We start from the raw sequence: 24243 nt of genomic DNA on the forward strand, positions 1-24243 counted from the left end.
CCGTCCCCCGGCGGGGCGGCTGTGGCTACTGCACTCCGGCAGGTCGCCTCACCCGTAAAGGCGCGCTTACGCCTACGCCGAGCGCGAAGGGGGTCCACCCGTCCGGGTGGACCCCCTTCGCGCGGTGTGACGGGCCGGGTCAGTCGCGGGCGGTCTCGGGCGCCTGCGCGGCGGCGTCCGCGGCCCGTCCGGCGTCCGGCTCCGTGCCGGCCCCGGACTCACCGGCGGGCCGGTCGTCGATGGTGGCGACCAGCCCGGTGACCTGGCGGGCGATCGCGGGAGCGGTGAGGCCGACGGCGGCCAGCACGTCCTTGCGGGAGCCGTGGGCGAGGAACTCCTGGGGGATGCCGAAGTCCCGCAGCGGCACGTCCACCTCGCCGTCGCGCAGCGCCTGGGCGATGGTGGCGCCCACGCCGCCCACCCGGCCGTTGTCCTCGACGGTGGCCACCACGCGGTGCCGGGCCGCGAGCCGGGGCAGCTCCGGGTCCACGGGCTTGACCCAGCGCGGGTCCACCACGGTGGTGGTGATGCCCTGCGCGTCGAGCAGGTCCGCGATCTCCAGGCACATCGGGGCCAGCGCGCCGACCGACACCAGCAGGACGTCCGGGCGGGCGGTGTCCCGGGGCGCGGCCCGCAGCACGTCCATGCCGCCGATCCGGCCGACCGCGGGCACGGCGGGGCCGACCGCGCCCTTGGAGTAGCGCACCACGGTCGGGGCGTCCTCGACGGCGACGGCCTCGCGCAGTTGGGCGCGCACCTGGTCGGCGTCGCGCGGGGCGGCGATCCGCAGGCCCGGGACGACCTGGAGGATCGACATGTCCCACATGCCGTTGTGGGAGGCGCCGTCGCTGCCGGTGACGCCCGCACGGTCCAGGACGAAGGTGACCCCGCACTTGTGCAGCGCCACGTCCATCAGCACCTGGTCGAAGGCGCGGTTGAGGAAGGTCGCGTAGACCGCGACCACCGGGTGCAGCCCGCCGGTGGCCAGCCCCGCGGCCGAGACGGCGGCGTGCTGCTCCGCGATGCCGACGTCGTAGACCCGCCCGGGGAACTCCTTGGCGAACTTGGTCAGGCCCACCGGGTGCAGCATCGCGGCGGTGATGGCGACGATGTCGGGCCGCTCGCGGCCGAGTTCGACCATCTCGTCGCCGAAGACCGAGGTCCAGTCGGCGCCTGCGGCCGCGATGGGCAGGCCGGTGTCGGGGTGGATGGGGGCGATGCCGTGGAAGCGGTCGATCTCGTCCCGCTCGGCCGGGGTGTAGCCGCGGCCCTTCTCCGTGATGCAGTGCACGATGACCGGGCCGCGGAAGCGCTTGGCGCGCTGCAGGGCGGACTCGACGGCCTCGATGTCGTGGCCGTCGATCGGGCCGACGTACTTCAGGCCCAGGTCCTCGAACATGCCCTGGGGGGTGATGAAGTCCTTCAGGCCCTTCTTGGCGCCGTGCAGCGTCTCGTACAGCGGCCTGCCGATGAGCGGGGTGCGCTCCAGCAGTTCGCGGGTGCGGGCGAGGAACTGCTCGTAGCCGTCGGTGGTGCGCAGGGTCGCCAGGTGGTTGGCCAGGCCTCCGATGGTCGGCGAGTACGACCACTCGTTGTCGTTGACGACGATGACCAGCGGCCGGTCCTTGGCGGCGGCGATGTTGTTCAGCGCCTCCCAGGCCATGCCGCCGGTCAGGGCGCCGTCGCCGATCACGGCGGCCACGTGGTCGTCGCGGCCGAGCAGTTCGTTGGCCTTGGCCAGGCCGTCGGCCCAGCCCAGCACGGTGGAGGCGTGGCTGTTCTCGATGACGTCGTGTTCGGACTCCGCCCGCGAGGGGTAGCCGGACAGCCCTCCGGTGCTCTTGAGCCTGCCGAAGTCCTGGCGGCCGGTCAGCAGCTTGTGCACGTAAGCCTGGTGGCCGGTGTCCCACAGGACGCGGTCCTTGGGCGAGTGGAAGACCCGGTGCAGCGCGATGGTGAGCTCCACCACACCCAGGTTGGGGCCGAGGTGGCCGCCGGTCTTGGACACCGCGTCCACGAGGAAGGCACGGATCTCGGCCGCGAGCTCCACGAGCTGCGGCGGGCTGAGCCGGTCGAGGTCACGGGGTCCGTTGATACGGGTCAGCAGGGCCACCCGCTCCTCCTCTGGCTGTTGTCCTTGTCGTTCCGGCCGGCACCGGTTTTCCGGCGCGTACCGGCACCTTCCGGCGTGTTTTCCGCGCGTTCCGGCCCACACGGCCGGAACATCCGTCGAGTCTAGACCGCGCCGAACCGCCGGACGCTCCTGGAGGGGTCCAGGAGCGTCCGGCGGTTCGGTGATGTACGTCGCGGTGGCCGCGGGACGGGCCCGCGGCCACCGCGGGGTGTCACGCGCGGCCGGAGGCCCGCTGCGTCCGGCGCGACACGGAGTCCACGACCACGGCGGCCAGCAGCACCGCGCCGGTGATCATGTACTGGATGGACTGGTTCATGTTGAGCAGGTCCAGGCCGGTCTGGATGGACTGGATGACCAGCATGCCCAGCAGCGCCGACCAGACGTTGCCGCGGCCGCCGAACAGGCTGGTACCGCCGATGACGGCGGCGGCGATGGCGAGCATCAGCAGGTTGCCGCTGCCGGCCTGGAGGGTGGCGGTGTAGGTCTGGGCGGCCAGGAACAGACCGCCGATGGCGGCGAAGCCGCCGGAGATGGCGAACACCGCGATGCGCACCAGCGCCACGTTGATACCGGCCCGGCGGGCGGCCTCGATGCTGCCGCCGACCGCGAAGACCTTGCGGCCGAAGGTGGTGCGGCGCAGCACGAAGTCGCAGATGACCAGGGTGACCAGGAAGATCACCAGGGCGTTGGGCACACCGGCGGACTTGTTCAGCACGTACGCCGCCACGTAGGAGACGACGGCCAGCAGGCCGACCCGCAGGAGGATCTCGCTCGTCGGGCGGTAGGGCACCCCGGCCTTGCGGCGCCGGCCCTGCTCCAGCAGGGAGCCGGCCAGCAGGGCGGCGACACCGACGGTCGCCAGGACGTAGGCGCCGGCGATGTCCTGGTTCATGAAGAACGAGCGCTGGCCGAGCGTGTGCAGCAGGCCCTTGTCGGCGATCGAGAGGCTTCCGGTGGAGCCCAGCACCCACAGCATCAGGCCGTTCCAGCCCAGGAAGCCGGCCAGGGTGACGACGAACGCCGGGACGCCGATCTTGGCGAAGAAGAAGCCGTGCAGGGCGCCGATGCCGATACCGATCAGCACCACCAGCACCACCGACAGCCAGGGATCCAGGCCGTGGGTGGTGGTGAAGACGGCGAACAGGGCCGAGATCAGACCGCTGACCGACGCGACCGACAGGTCGATCTCGCCGAGCAGCAGCACGAAGACCAGACCGACGGCGAGCATGCCCGTGCCGGACAGGAAGTAGCTGATGTTGACCATGTTGGACGAGCTGAGGAACAGGCTGTCCTTGATCTGGAAGATCGTCCAGATGATGATCAACGCGACGATGACGGGCAGGGAGCCCAGCTCACCGCCCTTCAGGCGGCGCTGGAACTCGGTGATGTAGCCCTTGAAGCCCTGCTCGCGGACGAGCAGCCGCGGGTCCACCGCCTCCACCGCGGGCGGCGGTACTTCCTCGGCCTGCGGCTGACCGCCGGCCGCCGAGGTGTCGATGGTGGTCTTGTCGCTGCTCACTTGGCCGCCTCCGTGTTCCGCGCCTGCCTGCGGGTCACGGCGTTGTCCGTGGCGCCGGTGATCGCGGCGATGATCTCTTCGTTGGTGGTCTCCTTCACCGGGAAGGAGCCGTTGTTCCGGCCCAGCCGCAGTACGTGGACGGTGTCCGCGACGGCCATCACGTCGGCCATGTTGTGGCTGATGAGGATGACGCCCAGACCCCGCTCGCGGAGCCGCTCGACCAGGTCGAGGACCTGGGCGGTCTGCTCCACGCCGAGGGCGGCGGTGGGCTCGTCGAGGATGACGACCTTGGGGTCGCCGATCAGGGCGCGGGCGATGGCCACCACCTGGCGCTGGCCGCCGGACAGGCTCGCGATCGGGATACGCACGCTGGGGATGCGGATCGACAGCGTGTTGAGCAGTTCTCGGGCGCGCTGTTCCATCGTGACCTCGTCGAGGCTGCCGAACCGCAGCAGCTCGCGTCCGAGGTACAGGTTGCCGACCACGTCGAGGTTGTCGCACAGAGCGAGGTCCTGGTAAACGGTGGCCACACCGAGGTGCTGGGCGTCCTGCGGCCGGTTGATGCCGACCGGGGTGCCCTCCCACTCGATGACGCCCTCGTCCACCGGATGCACGCCGGCGATCGTCTTGACCAGGGTGGACTTACCGGCACCGTTGTCACCCACGAGGGCGACCACTTCTCCGGCGTGGACCTCCAGTTCGACGTCGGTGAGGGCCTGGACCGCACCGAATCGCTTGGAGACCCCGCGCAACGCCAGCACGGGCGTAGCGGACACGTCAACCATCTCCTTCGCCGCCTGACCGGCGGGGATGTACAAAGCTCAAAAAATTACAGAGACATGGGACAGTGGTACGGCCCAAACGTCAACCGGGCGCACCCGTAAGCGTTTCCGTCCGGCCCCCGCCCCGTCAGCGGGGTGGAATCGTGGGGCGGGGTGCCGGACGGGCTTACGGGTGCTGCGGTCCTTACTGGATGCCGGCCGCCTTGCAGGCCTGGGCGAACTCGGCGGTGCAGATCTGGGCGGTGGTGTACAGGCCGTCCTTGACCACGGTGTCCTTGATGTTGGCCTTGGTCACCGAGGTGGCGCCGATCAGAAGCGACGGGACCTTGTCGCCCGAGCCGCTGGTGGAGGTGGTGGTGGCGACGTCGGAGAAGCTCTTGCCCTCCAGCAGGTCGACCGCGATCTGGGCGGTGGCGTCGGCCTCCGGCTTGTACGGCTTGTAGATGGTGGCCGTCTGGCTGCCCGCCAGGATCCGCTGGATACCCGCGAGCTCCGCGTCCTGACCGGTCAGCGGCGGGTTGATGCCCGCGCCCTTCAGGGCGGTGGCGATACCGCCGGCCATGCCGTCGTTGGCCGAGTACACGCCGGCGATGTTGCCCTTGCCGAGCTGGGTGATCGCGGCGGTCACCTTCTGGTTGGCGACCGTGTCCTTCCACAGACCGGTCTGCTCGTAGGCGATGTCGACCTTGCCGTCGAGGATCTTGTGCGCGCCGGCCTTGAACATGGCGGCGTTGGGGTCGGCCGGGTCGCCGTCGATCATGACGATCTTGGACTTCGGGGTGGCCTTGGAGCCCATCGCGTCCAGCAGGGCCTGGCCCTGCAGCTCGCCGATCTTCTCGTTGTCGTAGGACACGTACGCGGAGACCGGGCCCTGCGCGAGGCGGTCGTAGGCGACGACCTTGATGCCCTTGGCGACGGCCGCCTTGACCGAGGACTCGATGCCGACGGAGTCCTGCGCGTCCAGGATCAGGACCTTCACACCCTTGGTGATCATGGTGTTGACCTGCTGCGCCTGCTTGGACGGGTCACCGGCGGCGTTGTCGTACTGGACGGTGCAGTCCGCGCACAGTTCCTTGATCTTGGCCTCGATCAGCGGCTTGTCGAACTTCTCGTAGCGCGTCGTGGCGTTCTCCGGCAGGAGGAGACCGATCGACTTGGCGCCGCTGCCGCTGCTGCCGCTGCTGGCGTCGCTCGACCCCTTGTCGCTGCCGCCCGCCTTGCCGCAAGCGGCCACGGACACCATCGCGAGTGAGGCGATGGCCGTCCCGACGACAAGCCGACGCTTCTTTGCGTTCATGTGAGGTTGCCTCCCTGACAGGGCCGCAACGCCGCGGCCGAGGTGCTGGTGAGTCAACTCCGACTGACGGCATGTCGTCAAGAAGTAAACACTTAACGAGATGGCAACGGCGCGTTTCGTTAGCTGTGTGAACGCTCAGTTATGCAGAGAAGGCCGGCGCATCGACAGTCGCATTACCCTCCAAAAGTGTTGAATCGCCCATTTCGGACAGCACCAGGGCAAGCGCTCCCAGGACCTCCGCTCTCGCGCCGAGGGCGCCGGGCACCACGGACAGCCGCTGGGCGGCGCTGGGGATGGCGTACCGCGACACGGACTCCCGCACCGGGCCGAGCACCAGCTCGCCCGCCTCCGCGAGGTCCCCGCCCAGCACGATCCTGCTGGGGTTGAGGATGTTGCACAGGCTGGCGACGCCCATGCCTATGTGCCGCCCGACGTCGCCGATCACCCGGCGGCAGCCCGGGTCGCCGCCGCGCGCCAACTGCACCATCCTCGGCACGGTCAGGCCCTCCCCGTGGCTGCCGCGCAGCAGTTCCAGGACGTAGCGGGCCGCGGTGAAGGTCTCCAGGCAGCCCCGGTTGCCGCAGCGGCACACCGGCCCCGACTCGTCGAGCGTGATGTGGCCGATCTCGCCCGCCGTACCGCCCGGACCGCGGTAGATCCGGCCGTCGATCACCAGCCCGGCGCCGACGCCGCTGGCGACCTTGATGTACGCCAGGTCCCGCACCCCGCGCCCGCCGCCCCACACCAGCTCGCCGAGGGCGCCGAGGTTGGCGTCGTTGTCCACCTGGACGGGCACCCCGAGCCGGTCGGACAGCTCCTGGCGCGGATTGATGCCGCTCCACCCGGGAAGGATGGCCGTCGAGCCGAGCACCCCTGACTCCACGTCGATGGGTCCCGGCACGCCCAGTCCCACGCCGAGCACCTTCCGCTGGCCGATCCCGGTGGACTCCACCAGCCTCGCCACCAGCTGTTCGGCCCGGTCGAAGCCCTCGGACGCCGAGGCGTCGACGTCGATCGGCTCCGACTGCTCGGCGAGCACCTGGTGCGCCAGGTTGCCGACCGCGACCCGAAGATGAGAGTGGCCGAAATCGACCCCCACCACGATGCCGGCGTCCCCGGACAAAGCCACGCTGCGGGCCCGCCGACCGCCCGAGGAGGTCGGCGTGACCTGCACCGTTCCGTTGTCCCGCAGCTCACGGACGATATTGGAGACCGTCGCGGCCGACAGACCCGTACTCCGTGCGATCTCCGCCTGGGTGAGTGACCCGGCCAGCCGGACGGCGCGCACGACGCGCTCCAGGTTGGCCCGGTGCAGTGACGACTGCGACCCCGGAGTCTCCACGACATCCACTCCTGCCCGGCGGTCCGGGACACCCCCGACCGCCCGCACGGGACGGGACCGGCGACCGGTGTCGCTGCTGCCACACCAGTGAGACCCCGTCGTCTACAACATGTGAACTCTAAGTTGAGTGTTTGGGGTGATGTCCCGTCAAGGGGGAGAGCCACACCGTTACGGGATTCGGCCGCGAACGCCACGGAGCGGCTCCGCGTCGCGCGCGGAGCCGCTCGGCCGCCCGGGGCGGCTCGGAAAGGGCCCGGAGGGCTGCCGCCGGCTACTTCAGGGTGCCCGCCGTCAGGCCCGACTGGACCTGCCGCTGGAAGGACAGGTACACCACCAGCACCGGGAGCATGGCGATGGTCATGCCCGCGAACAGGGCCGGCATGTCGCCCGCGTACCCCTGCTGGAGCGCGAGGTTCATCAGGCCCTGGGTGAGCACCGAGCGGTCGTGGTCGGTGCCGCTCTGCTTCTGCATCAAGGTCAGCGGCAGGATGTACTGGTTCCACTGGCCGAGCACGTTGAAGATGCCGACGCTGACCAGGCCGGCCCGGGCCATGGGCAGCATGACCTGGAAGAACGCCCGGGTGTGCGAGCAGCCGTCGATCATCGCCGCCTCGTGCACCGCCGTCGGCAGCGTCCGGAAGAACGAGTGCATGAAGAAGACGGTGAACGGCAGCGAGTAGGCGACGTAGACCAGGACCAGGCCCTGGTAGGTGTTGAGCATGCCGAGGTTCTTGACCATGAAGAACAGCGGCACCAGCGCCAGGTAGACCGGGAACATCGCGCCGGCCACGAAGAGGTAGTAGAAGAACCGGTTGCCGGGGAACTCGTATCGGGCCAGTACGTAGGCCGCCATCGACCCGAGCAGCATGGTCAGTGTGACGGAGAACACCATCACGATGACGGTGTGCAGCAGGAAGCTGCCGATGCCCTTGTCCCAGGCGCGCTGGAAGACGCCGAGCGACCAGTGGTGCGGCCAGGTCCAGGCGCTGCCGCCGATCTGGGCGTCGGTCTTGAAGGAGCTCAGCACGATCCAGGCCAGCGGCAGGACGACCATGATCGACCACAGCACGAGGAAGCCGTGGGAGAAGACGTTCAGCACCGCTCCGCTGTCGCCGAAGCGGGCCTGCCTGGCCTGCTTGCCGGACAGGCGGCCGGGAGGGGCGTCCGGCGCGCCGGGCGCGGTCGGCTCCTTGGTGGTTGTGCTCATCTCACGCCCCTCGGCTCAGTACTCGATGCGCTCGCGCCGGGTGGCCCGGAGCATGACGGCGGACAGGATCAGGGTCAGGAAGAGGATCACGACGCCCATGGCGCAGGCGTAACCGCTCTTGCCGTAGTAGAGGAAGTTGCGCATCAGGTAGGTGGACAGCACCTCGCTGTGCTCGTCCGGGCCGCCGCCGTACGCCGTGCCCGGGGTCAGCGAGGCGACCAGGGCGAAGGCGTCCATCGCGGCGATCGCCAGGTAGACCCAGGCGGTCTGGATGCTGTCCCACAGCAGCGGCATCGTGACCCGGAAGAAGGTGTGCGCCCGTCCGGCGCCGTCCAGCAGCGCGGCCTCGTAGATGTCCTTGGGGATGGACTGCATGGCCGCGGAGAACAGCACCAGGTAGAAGCCCACCCCGGACCAGACCAGGACGCCCAGGATGCACCACAGGACCAGATTGGGGTCGTTGAGCCATTCGACGGGATTGTTCTTGTCCTGCAGACCCAGCTTGACCAGGATGCCGTTGAGCAGGCCGCCCTGGTCGCTGCGGTACACGGCCTCGAACAGCACCACCAGGATCGCCACCGAGAGCACCTGGGGGAAGAAGAAGATCACCTTGTACAGCGCGGACCCGCGCACGCCCTGCACACCGCTGGTGCCGCCGCGCCCGCCGACGTTGAGCAGGAAGGCGAAGAACAGCGCCAGCAGGATGGTGACGAGCGGCAGGAAGACCAGCAGCAGGACGTTGTGCCACAGCGCCTTGCGGAAGACGTCGTCGTGGAACAGCGTCGAGTAGTTCTTGAAGCCGACGAAGTCCATCTTCTGCGACTCGCCCGTCCAGTCCGTGAACGAGTAGCCGAAGGTCTGGAGGTACGGCCACAGCACGAGTAGCGCGTACAGGCCGACGGGGACGACGAGGAATCCCACGATGAAGGGATATTTACGGTTTCTCATGGCTGCTGGCCCTGCTCCGCTCTGCTGCTGTCCGGCCCGGCGGTGGCGCGCCGCGTGAAAGGCGCGCCACCGTCACTATCGTCAGGCGTTCTTCTTGGCCTTAACAGTGGCCGCCTTGGTGCGCTTCAGCCACTCGTCGGGCTTGATGCGGCCCGCCATCAGCTCGGAGCTGGCGTTGCCCATGTCGACGTCCAGCGAGCTGGCGTTCTGCAGGTAGGTCGGGTTGAAGACGTTGGCCCCGGCCGCCGACAGCGCGGTGACGGTGGACTTGGTGCCCGGACGCAGCTGGACGTCGGGGCCGATGCCGTCCTTGAGCACCGACAGCGAGTTGGCGCTCTGGGCGAAGGCGGTGGCGCCCGCCTTGCTGAGCATGTAGCGCATGAACTCCATGCCGCCGATCGCGTTCGGGGCCTTCTTCGGCACGATGAACGGCTCGTTGGCGCCACCGCGGATGGCCTCGAAGGGCATCTTGTCGCCGGGCAGCGAGGGCATCGGCATGAAGGTCATCTCGAAGTCCGAGGGAGTGGCCTTGAGCTGCTCGTTCTCCAGCCAGGCACCGCAGGGGATGAAGGCGGCCTTGTACTGGTTCCAGGCGGTCTGCGACTCGATGTGGGTCATGCCGTTGGTGCCGGGCAGCAGGTAGTTCTTCTGCACGATCTCGTAGATCGCGTTGATGGCCTGCTTGGGGGCGTCCTCGTCCCAGACCGTCTCGTCGAGGCTGTCCAGCCGGGTCAGCCAGTCCGCGCCGCCGTGCTTGACCGCCAGGTCGATGATGGCGACGTTGATGTAGTACGGGTACTTGCCCTGGTGGGCGAAGGGCGCGATGCCGGCCTTCTTGATCTCCTCGGACAGCGACATGAAGTCGGCCCAGGTCTTCGGGGCGGTCCAGCCGTGCTGCTTGAACAGCTTGCCGGAGTACCACAGGCCGAAGACGGTGTACACGTACTGGAGGCTGACGAACTTGCCGCCGATGGTGCCCAGCTCGATCGTGCCCGGCATCAGGGTGTCGCGCACCTTCTTGCTCGGGTCGTCGAGGGAGGGCGCGTCGAGCAGCGGGGTGAGGTCGGTGAGCTGGTCGGACTTCTGCAGCACGTCCAGCTTGATCTGCTGGTTGCCGGAGTCGTCGACGACGTCCGGGGGGTTGCCGGCGTTCAGCCGGGGCTGGAGCAGACCGGTGATGTTCTGCGTGGCGTTGTGCGAGACCTTGGCGTTCGGGTACTTCTTCGAGTACAGCCCCTCGAAGCGCTTGGCGTAGTCGTCACCGAACCCGCCCTTGAAGATCAGGACGTCCAGCGGCTTGGACGCGTCCACGCCGAGCGGGTTGTCCGCCGAGGTGGCGGTCGGCTTGGAGGTCGAGCTGTCACTGCCGCCCCCACTGGACGCACACGCGCTCAGCAGCCCGGCCGACGGCAGGGCCACCAGGCCCATCGCGGCCGTTCGCTTGACCAGATCCCGGCGGTTCATTTCGGATCCCATGCTCAAGTCCTCGCCTTCTCCAGGACTCATGCGGTGCAGCGGAATCCGCCGACGCCCGCGAACAGTTGAAGCTTGAGTGATGCCGTACATCCAGTGAGGCGAGGAACGATATCGAAAACGGTCGGCTGGGCCACCCGTTCACTCCCCCGCGCGTCCCGCCCTCAGCGGGTTCCTTGGACGCCGACAGGTATAGTCCACTTGGCTCCGGCAGGGCAAGATCGAGACCAGCGGGGCCGAGAAGCTTTCCCGAGTTGAGACCTGTCCGAAACGTGGACAGCCGGTCCGGCCGCGTGGCGCGGCGCCGTGCCCCGCGGCGGGCCGGCGGCCGTACCCGGGGGCGCGCGCCGCTCCCCCGCGCGGGCGCCGGCCGGCCGCCCCCCTGACGCCCCTTCACCCCGGGTTCACCCCGGCCGCGGCGACCGGCGGCGGCCCGCGTGTTCGAGAAATGAACGTGACAAATGAACGACGGGCCGCACCCGTGATCGGGGTGCGGCCCGTCGTCGCCGGAAATGGCGTGTCGTCACCGGAAGCGGCGCGTCGTCACCGGAAGGCGCGGGGCGCGGCGGGCGCGGCCCGGAACCGCCGCGACAGCGGTGCTATCGCGCCCGCCCGCCGCCGGTCACTTCCGGATCAGCGAACGCAGCACGTACTGCATGATGCCGCCGTTGCGGTAGTAGTCCGCCTCTCCGGGGGTGTCGATACGCACCACGGCGTCGAACTCCACGCCGGTGTCGGTGGTGACCTTGACGGTGGCGGGGGTGGTGCCGTCGTTGAGCGCGGTCACGCCGGTGATGGAGAAGGTCTCCTCACCGGTCAGGCCGAGGGACAGCGCGGTGGCGCCCTCGGGGAACTGCAGCGGCAGCACGCCCATGCCGATGAGGTTCGAGCGGTGGATGCGCTCGTAGGACTCGGCGATGACGGCCTTCACGCCGAGCAGCGCGGTGCCCTTGGCCGCCCAGTCGCGCGAGGAGCCGGAACCGTACTCCTTGCCGGCCAGGACGACCAGCGGGATGCCCCGGTCGAGGTAGTTGCGCGAGGCGTCGTAGATGAAGGCGACCGGCCCGTCGTCCTGGGTGAAGTCGCGGGTGAAGCCGCCCTCGGTGCCGGGGGCGATCTGGTTGCGCAGCCGGATGTTGGCGAAGGTGCCGCGGATCATCACCTCGTGGTTGCCGCGCCGCGAGCCGTAGCTGTTGAAGTCGCGGCGCTCCACGCCGTGCTCGGTCAGGTACTTCCCGGCCGGGGTGTCGGCCTTGATGGCGCCGGCCGGGGAGATGTGGTCGGTGGTGACCGAGTCGCCCAGCTTGGCCAGCACCCGGGCGCCGGTGATGTCGGTGACCGGCTCCGGCTCCGTCCCCATGCCCTCGAAGTACGGGGGCTTGCGCACGTAGGTGGACTGCGGGTCCCACTCGAAGGTGTCGCCGGTGGGGATGGGGAGCGCCTGCCACTGCGCGTCGCCGGCGAAGACGTCCTCGTACGACTGGCGGAACATGTCCTGGCCGATGGCGGCGGCGACCACGTCGTTGACCTCGGACTCCGACGGCCAGATGTCCTCCAGGTACACCGGCTTGCCGTCCTGGTCCGTGCCCAGCGCGTCGCGGGTGATGTCCACCTTCATGGAGCCCGCGATGGCGTACGCGACGACCAGCGGCGGGGAGGCCAGGTAGTTCATCTTGACGTCGGGGTTGATCCGGCCCTCGAAGTTGCGGTTGCCGGACAGCACACTGGTCACGGCCAGGTCGGCCTCGTTGACCGCCTTGGAGACCTCCTCCGGCAGCGGGCCGGAGTTGCCGATGCAGGTGGTGCAGCCGTAGCCGACCAGGTTGAAGCCCAGTTTGTCCAGGTACGGGGTCAGGCCGGCCCGGTCGAAGTAGTCGGTGACGACCTTGGACCCGGGGGCGAGGGTGGTCTTGACCCAGGGCTTGCGGGTCAGGCCCTTCTCGACCGCCTTCTTGGCCACCAGCGCGGCGGCGACCATGACGTACGGGTTGGAGGTGTTGGTGCAGGAGGTGATCGCGGCGACCGTGACGGCGCCGTGGTCGATCTCGTACGCCGGGCCCTGCTCCGGCGTGACCAGGGTCGGCTTGCTGGGTACGCCGTTGTGTTCGTGGGCGGGGGCGTCGGAGGCGGGGAAGGACTCCTTGCCGGTCTCCTCGTCCTCGGTGACGTAGTTGCGCACGTCCGTGGCGAACTGCTGGGCGGCGTCCGCCAGCACGATGCGGTCCTGCGGGCGCTTGGGGCCGGCGATGGACGGCACGACGGTGGCCAGGTCCAGCTCCAGCTTCTCGGAGAAGTCCGGCTCGGCGGCCGGGTCCAGCCACAGGCCCTGCTCCTTGGCGTACGCCTCCACCAGCGCGACCTGCTGCTCGGAACGCCCGGTCAGCCGCAGGTAACCGAGCGTCTCGGCGTCGATCGGGAAGATGGCGGCGGTGGAGCCGAACTCCGGCGACATGTTGCCGATGGTGGCGCGGTTGGCCAGCGAGGTGGCGGCGACGCCCTCCCCGTAGAACTCCACGAACTTGCCGACCACGCCGTGCTTGCGCAGCATCTCGGTGATCGTCAGCACCAGGTCGGTGGCGGTGGTGCCGGTGGGCAGCTCGCCGGTCAGCTTGAAGCCGACCACCCGCGGGATCAGCATGGACACCGGCTGGCCGAGCATGGCGGCCTCGGCCTCGATGCCGCCGACGCCCCAGCCGAGCACGCCCAGGCCGTTGACCATGGTGGTGTGCGAGTCGGTGCCGACGAGGGTGTCGGGGTACGCCTGGCCGTTCCTGACCATGACGGTACGGGCCAGGTGCTCGATGTTCACCTGGTGGACGATGCCGGTGCCGGGCGGCACCACCTTGAACTCGTCGAAGGCGGTCTGGCCCCAGCGCAGGAACTGGTAGCGCTCCTTGTTGCGGCCGTACTCCAGCTCCACGTTGCGCTTGAAGGCGTCGGGCGCGCCGAAGACGTCGGCGATCACCGAGTGGTCGATGACCAGCTCGGCGGGGGCCAGCGGGTTGATCTTCGCCGGGTCGCCGCCCAGCTCCTTGACCGCCTCGCGCATGGTCGCCAGGTCCACCACGCACGGCACGCCGGTGAAGTCCTGCATGATCACCCGGGCCGGCGTGAACTGGATCTCCTGGCTCGGCTGCGCCTGCGAGTCCCACCCGCCGAGGGCGCGGATGTGGTCGGCGGTGATGTTCGCCCCGTCCTCGGTGCGCAGGAGGTTCTCCAGCAGCACCTTCAGGCTGTACGGCAGCCGGTCCGAACCCGCCACCTTGTCCAGCCGGAAGATCTCGTACGATTCGTCGCCCACCTGCAGTGTGCTGCGGGCGTCGAAGCTGTTCGCCGACACGACAGTCTCCTTCATGCATGTCTCGCGCGTACCACCGCCGCGTGCTGCCGACCTGGCGGTGCGCTTCCGCAGATATCTCGATGTCAAGATAACTCTACCGCAGTTGTATCACGCACGGCCCGTCGGCCCCCCGGCGAGTACCGGACTCGGGCCGTCCCCCGGGACCGGCCGGGCAGCCCACCGGAGCGGGCCGCGGGCCGTGCCCCCGACGCTCCCGGGGCGCGGTCCGGGCGCTCCCGGGGGCAGGGCTCGGGCGCTCCCGGAGCGCGGCCCGCACGGGCGCGTACTTGCACCCGCCCCGTGACCGGGTGATACCAAGGAGGGTGACGGGATGTCATGGGGGACGGACGGGGGGCCGGGGGTGACCGCGGTGCGCGGCGGAGTCGAGCTGACCGCTTATCTGGTGAACGAGTCGAGGGCCCGCATGCCCGAGCTGGCCGAGGACGGCCTGGCGGCGGCGTGGATCCCCGAGGACGAGCGCGGGGCGGTGCGCGAGCTGTGGCGGGAGTTCGCCGACGCCGTGTACGCGCACGACGACCTGGTGGTCTCGCTGCGCGGCCGGTTCATCGCCGACACGCTGGCCGAGGAGCTGCGGCGGGACCCGCGCACGGTGCTGGTGGTGTGCGGCGCGGGCTTCTCCTCGTACCCCTGGCTGCTGCCCTTCCCCGCCGCGCTGGAGGTGGACCTGCCGGACATGGTGGCGGCCAAGCGGCGGCGGGCGGCCGAGCTGGTGGCCCGCGGGGTGGCCGCGGCGCGCGACGTGCGGCACATGGCCGCCGACCTCGGCCGCGCCGAGGACCGCGAGCGGCTGGCCGCGGCGGTACGGGAGCTGGCGGACGGGCGGCCGGTGGCCTACGTCGCCGAGGGCCTGCTGTTCTACCTGCCGCCCGACGAGGCCCGCGCGGTGGTGCGCCTGGGCGCCGCGTTCGGTACGACGGCGGTCACCGCGGTGAGCTACTGGCCGGCCGCGGCGAGCGGCAGCCGGGTACTGGAGGAGCAGCGGCACTGGTTCCGCAGCCGCGACGTGCCCGCCGACGCCACCCACCTGACCCACCACGAGCTGACCACCCTGCTGGGCAGCCCGCTGACCGACCTCGGCCCGGAGGACCTGCAGCGCCGCTATCTGGGCCGGGTCGCCGTCCCCGAGTCCGATCTGATCCCCGAGTACGTGGCGGTCGCCCGATCGGCGGCCGCCGTATGAGTGACGTACTGCACCTGCAGTGCCGGGCCTACCCCCTCCACCACAGCACACCCGCGGACACGCCGGCACCGGTGGCCGTGCCGGACCTGGGGGAGCTGCGGCCGGTTCCCGGGTCCCTGCAATCGCTCGCCTACAACCCGGACGCCACCGTCGAGATGGACCTGACCTCGGTCGTCAAACCGGCGGTCGGCGTGCCGGGAGTCGAGATCGTCGCCTGCCACGCCCGCATCCTGTCCGCGGGCACGGTGCTGGTGATCTACGCGCTGCGGCACGAGGCCGACCTGCGGCTGCTGGAGCTGCCGGAACTCGACGCGCTCGACGCCTCCGTCAACCGTGCCCTGCGCGAGGCGGACGGGGCGATCCTGTCGGCAGTCCTGGCCGCCTCGGTCAGCAGCGGCCTGGTCAGTGACGTGGCACTGCGCCCCGACCTGGCGCTGAACGGCGAGCACAGCCCGATCGACCGGCGCTCGGCCCGCTACAACGCCCACTTCGTCACCGACAACCCGCCGTGGCCGCCGGACCCCCGGGTGCCCGAGGTGATCTCCGGACCCGACTGCCGGATCCTGCTGCCGTACACCTACGCCTGGGACCGGGATCCGGCGGTGGCGCTGGACGAGCTGTTCACCATGACCGAGCCCACCGACATCGCGGTGGCCCAGCAGTCGCTGCTGGTCGGCGCGCTGATCGCGGGCCGCTGGGTGCTGGCCGACCTCGCCCGCGGCTACCCCGACAGCGCCGACGTGCACGCCTTCCGGCGGTTCCTGGACGGCCTGTGGTCGGACTTCCACCACCTGGACTCCTACCGGATCGAGTCGACCCAGGGCCACCGCGCCGCCTACCTGGCCGCACGGCAGGTGATCGGTCTGGACGACACGCAGGAGCGGGCCGACAAGCTGCTCGGCTACGTCAGCAACTCGCTGCTTGCCGCCGCCTCCATGCGGTCCGAGGCCCTGGACACCCGGCTCAACCGGCTCGCGGCGGCCCTGGCGGTGGTCAGCGCCGCCTCCTTCGGCCTGGACATCGCGGTGTTCGTGCTGCCGAAGGTGTCGCTGGAGACGAAGCTCGGCGTGGTCGCCGGGCTGATCGGGATGGCGGTGTCCTGCCTGATGGCGGTGATCGTGCCCGGCCGCGCGGGCCCGGGCGGCACCGCGCGCGGGTCCGCGGGTCCACGTCCGCGTACCGCCCTCGCGCCCGCCCCGCCTCCCGCCCGCGGTCCCGCCCGGTACGCCCGGCGCTCCCCCCGCGGTGACGTCCCGCCGCAGCGCCCGCCGGCCGACGGCGAGGGGGCCGTCGCGGCGCCGGGCCGGTAGGGCGGTCCGGCACGGCGGCGGGTACGGTGATTGCCGACGGCGATCGCGGGCAAGCGGCCGGAATGAAACGTCCATGGCGAGTACGCGCATGTGCCGGTGACACTGTCACCGGGTGCCGGGCGGTGTGTAGCAGGCCTGTCACAAATGATCTCGTCGAGTTGCCGCATCTCATATGTGAGATAGCCTCAGTGTCATGACCGACGACTACCTCGTACGTATCGGCAGGCTCATCCGTGACGCCCGTCAGCATCGTGGCTGGACACAGGCCCAGTTGGCGGAGGCTCTGAGTACCAGTCAGAGCGCGGTGAACCGGATCGAGCGCGGTAACCAGAACATCAGCCTTGAGATGATCGCGCGTATCGGTGAGGCGCTCGACAGCGAGATCGTCGCGCTGGGCTACGCGGGCCCGATGCATCTGCGCGTGGTGGGCGGGCGTCGGCTGTCCGGCTCGATAGACGTCAAGACGAGCAAGAACGCGTGCGTGGCGCTGCTGTGCGCGACCCTGCTGAACGCGGGCCGCACCACCTTGCGCCGGGTGGCCCGGATCGAGGAGGTCTACCGCATCCTGGAGGTGCTCGGCAGCATCGGTGTGCGGTCCCGGTGGATCAACGACGGCAACGACCTGGAGATCGTGCCGCCGGCCGAGCTGGAGCTCGACGCGATGGACACCGAGGCCGCGCGCCGCACCCGCAGCGTGATCATGTTCCTCGGCCCGCTGCTGCACCGCACCGACCGGTTCAGGCTCCCGTACGCGGGCGGTTGCGACCTGGGCACCCGCACGGTCCAGCCGCACATGAACGCGCTGCGCCACTTCGGTCTGGACGTGACCGCGACCGACGGCTCGTACCACGCCGTCGTGGACCGCGGGATCACCCCGAAGCGGGCGATCGTACTGACCGAGCGCGGCGACACCGTCACCGAGAACGCGCTGCTGGCCGCGGCGCGGCACGACGGCGTCACCGTCATCCGCAACGCCAGCTCCAACTACATGGTCCAGGACCTGTGCTTCTTCCTGGAGGAGCTGGGCGTGCGCGTCGAGGGCATCGGCACCACCACGCTCACCGTGCACGGCGTCGGGTACATCGAGCGCGACGTGGACTACGCGCCCTCCGAGGACCCGGTCGAGGCGATGAGCCTGCTGGCCGCGGCCGTGGTCACCGAGTCGGAGCTGACCATCCGCCGCGTGCCGGTGGAGTTCATGGAGATCGAGCTCGCGGTGCTGGAGGAGATGGGCCTGGACCACGAGTTGTCCGCCGAGTACCGGGCGGACAACGGCCGCACCCGCCTGGTCGACCTCACCGTGCATCCGTCGAAGCTCAGCTCCCCCATCGACAAGATCCACCCGATGCCCTTCCCGGGCATCAACATCGACAACGTCCCGTTCTTCGCCGCCATCGCGGCGACCGCCCAGGGCTCGACGCTCATCCACGACTGGGTGTACGACAACCGGGCGATCTACCTGACCGAACTCACCCGCCTGGGCGCACAGGTCAAACTGCTCGACCCGCACCGTGTGCTGGTCGAGGGCCCGACCCGCTGGCGCGCCGCCGAGATGATGTGCCCGCCGGCGCTGCGGCCCGCGGTGGTCGTCCTGCTGGCGATGATGGCCGCCGAAGGCACCTCGGTGCTGCGCAACGTCTACGTGATCAACCGCGGTTACGAGGACCTGGCGGAGCGGCTGAACACGATCGGCGCGCAGATCGAGATCTTCCGGGATATTTGAAAATCTTCCGAAGAAGCGCCGCCACACCGCTGCTGACCCGCCTGAACGCGAGGCGGGACGGGAGGTGGCGGCGCCTCTGGGGCGTTTCGGGACCTTTGACCGGAGTCGGGCTCGTCCCGGTCACGGCCGGCGAAAAGGGACGTACGAGGCACCGGGGCGCTGAACGCGCCGCGCGCGGCCGCGCTTTCCGCTTTCTCGCTCAGGTGTCCAGGTGGTCCACGAAGATGCCGATGAGTATGCGACCGCCGAGGCGTGGCTCGGGCAGGCTGAAGTGAACGCGATTGCGGTGCCGTTCCTTCTTGCCATGCCATTCGCAGCGGTAGGTCTCGCCCTCGTGGTTGACGTCCCGCTGCCTCATGATCGCGGGTTTGGACCGGGTGCTGGGGCTCTCCGGGGACAGGTCCAGGCCGAAGCGGCCCAGCTCCGCCTGCACCTGGTGCGGCTGCCCCGAGTGCAGGGCCAGGGCGTCGGCGAAGTGGTCGTGCACCACGCTCAGGAGCCGTACAACCCAGTCGCGCATCTCGGCGTAGCCGCCGTCGAACCTGCGGAAGGAGAGGGAGTCGGCGAAGACCAACTGCGGGAAACTCTGGCGGGCGAGGTCGAAGAAGTCCCGCTCCGCGATGTTCTCCCGCGTGAAGAGGGAACGCCGGAATTCGGACAGCGCGGGCGCCTCGACGAGGTGGAAGACCTCCTCGACCGCCGGCTCACCCGTCGACCCGTCGATCGCGGAGACCGGGAGCCAGCCTCGGCGATCTCCGACGGGGAAGACCAGGCATGCGACGTGGTGCCGCTGCCGTGTCCGCCACCAGGCGTAGCAGAGGGACCAGGCGAGGTCCCGGCCGACGCCCGCCACTTCGACGCGGTCGGGCAGGCCGGGCACGTCCGTGTCCCAGGTGGGGCAGCGGTCCATGAGACGGATCGCTCTCAGCCGCGCGTCCCGCCCTGCGTGGGGCGCCTCTCCCTCGTACAGGACGTCGTAGAGCTCACGATCGTCTGCGCACTCCACCTCCATCCACAACGGCGAGACGGCGACGGCCTGCTGTTCGGATAATTCCTCCAGCGTGTCGCTGAAGTCGTCCAGCAGGTCCGTCAACCGTTCCTCCGTCAACCCCCGGAAGTCGAAGGACGACTCGTCCATGACGATCCGGTACCGTTCACCGCCCCCTGCGCCTGGCACGTGCCAGCCTCCCCAGGTCCTGTTCGATCTGGTCGAAGAAGCCTCGCGGCCACTCGGTCAGTTCACCCTTCGTGGTGAACTCGATGGGTGCGGAACCGGCTTCCTCCTCGCCGAAGTAGTGCACGACCGCGTCCTCGGACCGCAGGCTCCGCTCCTCTGCCACTGCCAGCCGGACCCCGTTGAGCACGTGGTCGCTGTGCGTCTCGACGATCACCTGGGCTCCGGCTCCGGCGACCCGGGCCAGGAAGCGGCCCAGCTTGGACTGACCGCCAGGGTGGAGGTGCGCCTCCGGGTTCTCGACGATCAGCAGGTTCCCGGGACCGGTGAGGAGACCGGCGACGATCACCGGCAGTGCGTAGGAGAATCCGAAGCCCATGTTGGCCGGGCGGATCGGCTCGCTCAGCAGGCCCGGTTCCTGGAAACGGATGGTGCTCGCCGTGATGCCGGGCGGCCACTGAGCGGTGATCTTGATAGGGCGGATGATGTCGGAGGCCCAGGTCTCCACCTGCGTGCGCAGGGTCGTGACGTTGTGGGTGTTCCGGGTCGCCGGATGGAGCAGCGGCTCAGGCACCGCGCGAGTCTCGTGCAGGGCAAGTAACTGCGCGGTGTACTGGCCCTGCACGCCGACCCCGATCAGGTCGGGGTGCTCGGCGGAGACGCCCAGTTGGTCGCGGGGACCGAGACGCTCGGCGCACAGGTAGGTGAACGCGCTTCCCTGGCCGCACAGTTCCGTCGGCGGCGGCCCGCTGTCGTCGGCCACCCGCAGGTAAAGCGCCTGCTCGTCGGGGACCGTGAAGCGGTGCACACTCGGCGTCTGAGTGCCGTCGCCGCCGATCTGGATCTCGATGGTGGAGTCGGGGGCGTCCGGGTGCAGCACCTCGTGTGCCTCACCCAGGGCGAGTCCATAGGGACCGTTGAGCTGTACCACTCGGCCGGCCGGCGCGTCGGCGAGCTGGCGGGTCAGCAGCAGGGTCTGGATGGTGGTGCTCTTCCCGGTACCGTTGAGTCCGGTCAGCACGGTGAGCGGGCGCAGGGCGAAGGACGCGTCGGTAAAGCGTTTGAAGTACCGGACGCGTAGGAAGGTGATCACCTACCGGCCTCCTCGGCGACCTTGGCCGTGATGCCGAACCGGAGCATCACACGGCGGACGTCACCCGTGGAGAAGGTGATCGCTTCCAAGTACTGGTAGTCGTTCGTCATCAGCCAACGCGCGGCGTCCACGATCGCCTCACGGCGCCGTTCGAGGTCCCTCGCCTCGTATCTGGCGAGGGTGATCGACCATGCCTCGAAGAGTGCCCGGTTGATCGGGTTCCGGCCGGACGACTCCAGCGGCCACTTGCGGAACGCCTGCTCACCGAAGACCAGACGAGCGTTCACCATGGCCTTGCGGAAGGCCGCCACGAGGTCTTCCACCCTGGCCTCGGTCACGTGCTTCTCATTGTCCAACATGGTGGTGGTGCGCTGGAGGAAGGAGTCCATCGCGGCGTACTGCGCGTAGCCGTCCGTGCCCATCAGCCAGAAGGCGGCGAAACGCAGGGCCATCTCCCGGTCATTCATCCGGATGTGGCCGCCCATGTTGTTGGTCGCCTCGTTGAACTCCGTCGTGGAAGTCATCTTCCGCAGGATGTTCCGACTGCGGTCCTTGCTCATGCAGTGCCGGATCTCCTGCGCGTTCAAGGGGGTACCCCCCGTGTTGATGCGCTTGAAGATGTCGTACATGACGTCGGACGGAGTCGTCGGATCGATGACGTTGGCGACGATCTGGGTGTTGTGGATGCGCCGCTTCCACGGGGCGGGAAGGTCCTCGAAACGCTTGCCCTCAACCGCGCTCTGGAGGTACTCCAGGCCCCTCAGCTCGAATCCGCGCTCGTCTCCCCCACGGACGAAGTCATAAATGGTCGAGAGGCGTTGGAGACCGTCGACGACGCGCATGAGCCCGTCGGTGTCCTCGGCGAAGTAGAAGGCGGGAAGCGGGATCTGCAGAAGCACGGACTCGATGAGCCGGGATTTCTGCCTGGATTTCCATACCCGACCGCGCTGGAAGTCCGGGGCCAGCTCCAGCGACCCGTCCTCGATCATGTCCAGGGCGTTGCGCAGCGAGAACTGCTTGGTGTTGACCCGGATCTGCTCCGGGTCCCACGGTCGGGCGATCTCCGGTGGACCGTCCTCCGCCTCGGTCTCCGCCTCTACTCCGGTACCAGTGTCGAGGAAGTGCTCCTCCGTGATCTTCGCCGGCTCTGGGATGTCCGAGGTCGTCATGGGGCGATCGTAGCCGGGCGACTCCCTCGGACGCGTGGGGAATCAGGCGCGGGCCCAGCCCATGTCCAGCCCCGTGGAGTCCTTGAGGACCTTGCTCAGCGCTTCGACCTGTCCGCGATCCTCGAAAAGGGCACGGGGAAGGTGGTCCGAGGCGAGAGGGCCGGTGCCGTGCAGGATATCGTCGTACGCCGATGCTACGGCGGCGCCCAGCAGAAGGTCCGTGGCCTCGTCAAGGTTCACGTGCTCCGCAGGCCACCTGTACTCACCCAGACTCACCTGGAAAACCGGGAACAGCCACCACATGTCCCGATCGGGGTCGACGAACCTGACCGCCCGGTCGCCCATGAAGTTGACGCCGTAGTGGGAAAGTGCGCAGACGTCCTCCTCGCGGAGATCGAGCAGGTGTGAGGCGCACATGAGGGAGACGGCAGGGGTTCGTTCGGCCAGGTGCATGGGTTTCGTGGCGGCTTCCCGCAGCGTGGAGAGGCCGGACGGGCGGGCCACCACGCGTCCCATGCGGAGCCCGCTGCGCTTGGCCAGCATCTGCTGGAAGTGAACCGTCATCTCATGACTCGGATACTGGAACTCCAGGTCGCTTTCCCAGTCCGCCATCGCCTTCGCCGCCGCCGCGAAGCGGTAGGGCGGGTACAGCTCCCTCCAGTCGACGGACGGGTCGTCGGAGGTGAGGCCCGGCACCACCGGGTTCAGCGCGAAGTCGATGAGGGCTAGGACGACACTCCCGCCGAGGTCTCGCCCCGCCAGAACCCCCGCCAGACGCCACGGAAACCCGTACTCACCGCCCATCTCCTCGTGCAGGAACTCCCGCAGCGTCGGGTCGGTCATGCGCATGAAGGCGCCCTCGAACTGGAAGAGTTCGTCGATCACCGCCGCGCACTCGAACAGGATGCGGGTGGTGAGCGACCCCTCGGAAGTGTGTACGAGACTCAGGGGCCCCGTAACGCTAACAGGCGTGTCCTCGGGACGCTCGGTCATCTCCACGCCCGCACACTGGCGCCACGTGTCTTGCAACGAGTTCTCGAACGCCGCCCGTGTGTCCCAGGTCGTGAAATCGAACTCTGTCAAACCTTCGGGATCCAGCAGAAGGGAGTACGAGTAGTAGAGATTCAGCCAGTCCAGCTCATCGTATCTCAGCTCTCCGTCGGTGTGTCGGGGGTAGCGCTTGAAGGAGAGGAATGGCAGTCCGCTGCTCCGGCTCTCGTGGAGGCCCTGTACCTGCTGTCGGCTCAACCGAGAGATACTGTATGCGGCCAGCCCGTCCCTCGATCGCCGTAGCAGGCTCAGTAGGATGCCGACGGTGGATCCGTGGTACCGCGCCCAGTGGCTGCTCTCGTGCACGTAGGTCTTGTGCCAGGAGCCGACCGCTGTGACGAGGTCTCTGGTACGTGTGCGGGTCGGGTCCTGGAAGAGAATCTGGCTGCGCAGGTTCAGCTCGGCGCCGCTGCTGTTCCGCAGGCGCGGGGAGTGGACAGTCACCGCTCCGCCGCCCCTTCGGTGCCGTCCGTCTCCTCGCCGCTGCCGCCCTCCGGACGCGGGGCCACCTCGTCCACGGGGCCACGGTCACGCGCCCGCTCGACCAAGACCTTTAGAGCGTCGTACACCGCGTTCGTGGCCAGTCCGGAGGCGACCGAGACAGAGATCTCCGCCCAGTTCGCGTGACGCAAGGAGTCGCGCCTGTCATGGCGCAACGGCGTGAGGGTGAGGGAGCACGCTCCGGCGAGGCGTGGATCCGCCTCGATCTCCCGTGCCAGCACCTTCAAGTTAGCGCTCTCGCCCCGGTATTCAATGGTCGTCATGGCGCGAGCCTACCGTCGAGCCCGATTGCCGTTCCGGGCTCCCGGAATCATCCTCGTCCCCGGGGGATTACGGAGTCGGCCAGCCGCCTGGACTGTGCACCGCGGTGGCATGACGTGACGATCTCAATACGCTTCCTGGCGACAAGTAGTTCTGTACTCGCGGGGGAAAGCCATACGAGATGCGCGGCGTCACGACTGCCGTCCCAGGTGGCTGATTCGCCCACTCGGCGGGAGAGGCAGTGGCTATGACTGTGGACGCGGCGGAAGACAGGGGCGACGGTCTCGGGAGTGGCGCAGGGAGTGAGGCACCGTCCGCCCGCCTGCGGGAGGACGGCAAGGAGAACGGTCCGCGCCCAGGCGGAGGATGCAAGGCAGTGGGTCGTCCTGGGGTTCGGCCGCATGCTGAAGGTGCTGCGCGTCCGGGCGGGCATCTGCCGCAAGGGACTCGGTGCGCAGTTGGGCTGTTCCCCTTCGAGCATCGCGTTCGTGCAGGGCGAAAGGCCGGCTTCGGAAGTGGGAGCCGCCCGGGACTTTTCTGGGACTTCCAGCTGCATCAACGGGCACGAGCATGAAACAGTCGAAAGGCTATCTATGCAGGTCAGCGACGTGCTGCCCCCTAGCGCCGCAGGTCACGGCGCCGCCTGCTCCCTTCCGGGACATCTGAGACGGGCGGGTGGCCGCCGCACCCCGCCCGACCTGCGGTGTACCGGGTCAGGA

The 24243-nt window shown here is 69.1% G+C and carries 17 protein-coding genes; 3 read left to right on the forward strand and 14 right to left on the reverse strand.

Annotated features, from left to right (window positions below):
• Positions 1 to 139 precede the first annotated feature (139 nt).
• The 9 genes from dxs to acnA all read right to left on the reverse strand — a co-directional run bounded on the left by dxs (position 140) and on the right by acnA (position 14042).
• Positions 140 to 2113, reverse strand: a complete 1974-nt coding sequence (gene dxs, locus K7G61_RS25835; RefSeq protein WP_225849373.1) for a 1-deoxy-D-xylulose-5-phosphate synthase — start codon at positions 2111 to 2113, stop codon at positions 140 to 142.
• A gap of 232 nt (positions 2114 to 2345) precedes the next feature.
• On the reverse strand, positions 2346 to 3632 hold the full coding sequence (locus K7G61_RS25840; RefSeq protein WP_374204235.1) for a sugar ABC transporter permease: 1287 nt from the start codon (positions 3630 to 3632) through the stop codon (positions 2346 to 2348).
• A 17-nt stretch (positions 3633 to 3649) separates the two neighbouring features.
• A complete protein-coding gene (locus K7G61_RS25845; RefSeq protein ID WP_225849375.1) occupies positions 3650 to 4438 on the reverse strand; it encodes an ATP-binding cassette domain-containing protein in 789 nt (262 codons plus the stop codon).
• Positions 4439 to 4619: 181 nt separating this feature from the next.
• Positions 4620 to 5732, reverse strand: a complete 1113-nt coding sequence (locus K7G61_RS25850) for a sugar ABC transporter substrate-binding protein (RefSeq protein ID WP_225849376.1) — start codon at positions 5730 to 5732, stop codon at positions 4620 to 4622.
• Between the two features lie 139 nt (positions 5733 to 5871).
• Positions 5872 to 7074, reverse strand: a complete 1203-nt coding sequence (locus K7G61_RS25855; protein ID WP_225849377.1) for an ROK family transcriptional regulator — start codon at positions 7072 to 7074, stop codon at positions 5872 to 5874.
• A 271-nt stretch (positions 7075 to 7345) separates the two neighbouring features.
• The gene (locus K7G61_RS25860) at positions 7346 to 8281 is read right to left on the reverse strand and encodes a carbohydrate ABC transporter permease (RefSeq protein WP_225849378.1); all 936 of its coding nucleotides are present in this window, start codon (positions 8279 to 8281) and stop codon (positions 7346 to 7348) included.
• Positions 8282 to 8296: 15 nt separating this feature from the next.
• Positions 8297 to 9229: a carbohydrate ABC transporter permease gene (locus K7G61_RS25865; RefSeq protein WP_225849379.1), complete on the reverse strand. Its 933-nt coding sequence runs from the start codon at positions 9227 to 9229 to the stop codon at positions 8297 to 8299.
• 81 nt (positions 9230 to 9310) lie between these two features.
• Complete coding sequence (gene ngcE, locus K7G61_RS25870) at positions 9311 to 10705, reverse strand: N-acetylglucosamine/diacetylchitobiose ABC transporter substrate-binding protein (RefSeq protein ID WP_225849380.1); 1395 nt, start codon at positions 10703 to 10705, stop codon at positions 9311 to 9313.
• Positions 10706 to 11324: 619 nt separating this feature from the next.
• Complete coding sequence (gene acnA / locus K7G61_RS25875; RefSeq protein WP_308190702.1) at positions 11325 to 14042, reverse strand: aconitate hydratase AcnA; 2718 nt, start codon at positions 14040 to 14042, stop codon at positions 11325 to 11327.
• A 331-nt stretch (positions 14043 to 14373) separates the two neighbouring features.
• On the opposite strand from acnA, the gene K7G61_RS25880 reads away from it, so the two are divergent.
• From K7G61_RS25880 to K7G61_RS25890, 3 genes are all read left to right on the forward strand, one after another.
• Positions 14374 to 15243 carry a class I SAM-dependent methyltransferase gene (locus K7G61_RS25880; RefSeq protein WP_225849382.1) on the forward strand — a complete coding sequence of 290 codons (870 nt, stop codon included), beginning with the start codon at positions 14374 to 14376 and terminating at the stop codon, positions 15241 to 15243.
• Positions 15240 to 16553, forward strand: a complete 1314-nt coding sequence (locus K7G61_RS25885; RefSeq protein ID WP_225849383.1) for a hypothetical protein — start codon at positions 15240 to 15242, stop codon at positions 16551 to 16553. The genes K7G61_RS25880 and K7G61_RS25885 overlap by 4 nt, the downstream gene beginning before the upstream one ends.
• 193 nt (positions 16554 to 16746) lie before the next feature.
• Positions 16747 to 18276, forward strand: coding sequence for a UDP-N-acetylglucosamine 1-carboxyvinyltransferase (locus tag K7G61_RS25890; protein WP_225849384.1), 1530 nt, complete (start codon positions 16747 to 16749; stop codon positions 18274 to 18276).
• Positions 18277 to 18475: 199 nt separating this feature from the next.
• On the opposite strand, the gene K7G61_RS25895 is transcribed toward K7G61_RS25890, so the two are convergent.
• Genes K7G61_RS25895 through K7G61_RS25915 form a run of 5 tightly spaced genes read right to left on the reverse strand, consistent with a single transcriptional unit; the run spans position 18476 to position 23526 of the window.
• Positions 18476 to 19414: a hypothetical protein gene (locus tag K7G61_RS25895; RefSeq protein ID WP_225849385.1), complete on the reverse strand. Its 939-nt coding sequence runs from the start codon at positions 19412 to 19414 to the stop codon at positions 18476 to 18478.
• Between the two features lie 16 nt (positions 19415 to 19430).
• Positions 19431 to 20543: a DUF3696 domain-containing protein gene (locus K7G61_RS25900; RefSeq protein ID WP_225849386.1), complete on the reverse strand. Its 1113-nt coding sequence runs from the start codon at positions 20541 to 20543 to the stop codon at positions 19431 to 19433.
• Positions 20540 to 21712: a DUF262 domain-containing protein gene (locus tag K7G61_RS25905; RefSeq protein ID WP_225849387.1), complete on the reverse strand. Its 1173-nt coding sequence runs from the start codon at positions 21710 to 21712 to the stop codon at positions 20540 to 20542. Before K7G61_RS25905 ends, K7G61_RS25900 begins: the two co-directional genes overlap by 4 nt.
• A gap of 42 nt (positions 21713 to 21754) precedes the next feature.
• Positions 21755 to 23206 carry a hypothetical protein gene (locus K7G61_RS25910; protein ID WP_225849388.1) on the reverse strand — a complete coding sequence of 484 codons (1452 nt, stop codon included), beginning with the start codon at positions 23204 to 23206 and terminating at the stop codon, positions 21755 to 21757.
• On the reverse strand, positions 23203 to 23526 hold the full coding sequence (locus K7G61_RS25915) for a hypothetical protein (protein WP_225849389.1): 324 nt from the start codon (positions 23524 to 23526) through the stop codon (positions 23203 to 23205). Before K7G61_RS25915 ends, K7G61_RS25910 begins: the two co-directional genes overlap by 4 nt.
• Positions 23527 to 24243 lie beyond the last annotated feature (717 nt).

This window comes from Streptomyces sp. HPF1205 (assembly GCF_020400825.1).
GTDB lineage: Bacteria > Actinomycetota > Actinomycetes > Streptomycetales > Streptomycetaceae > Actinacidiphila.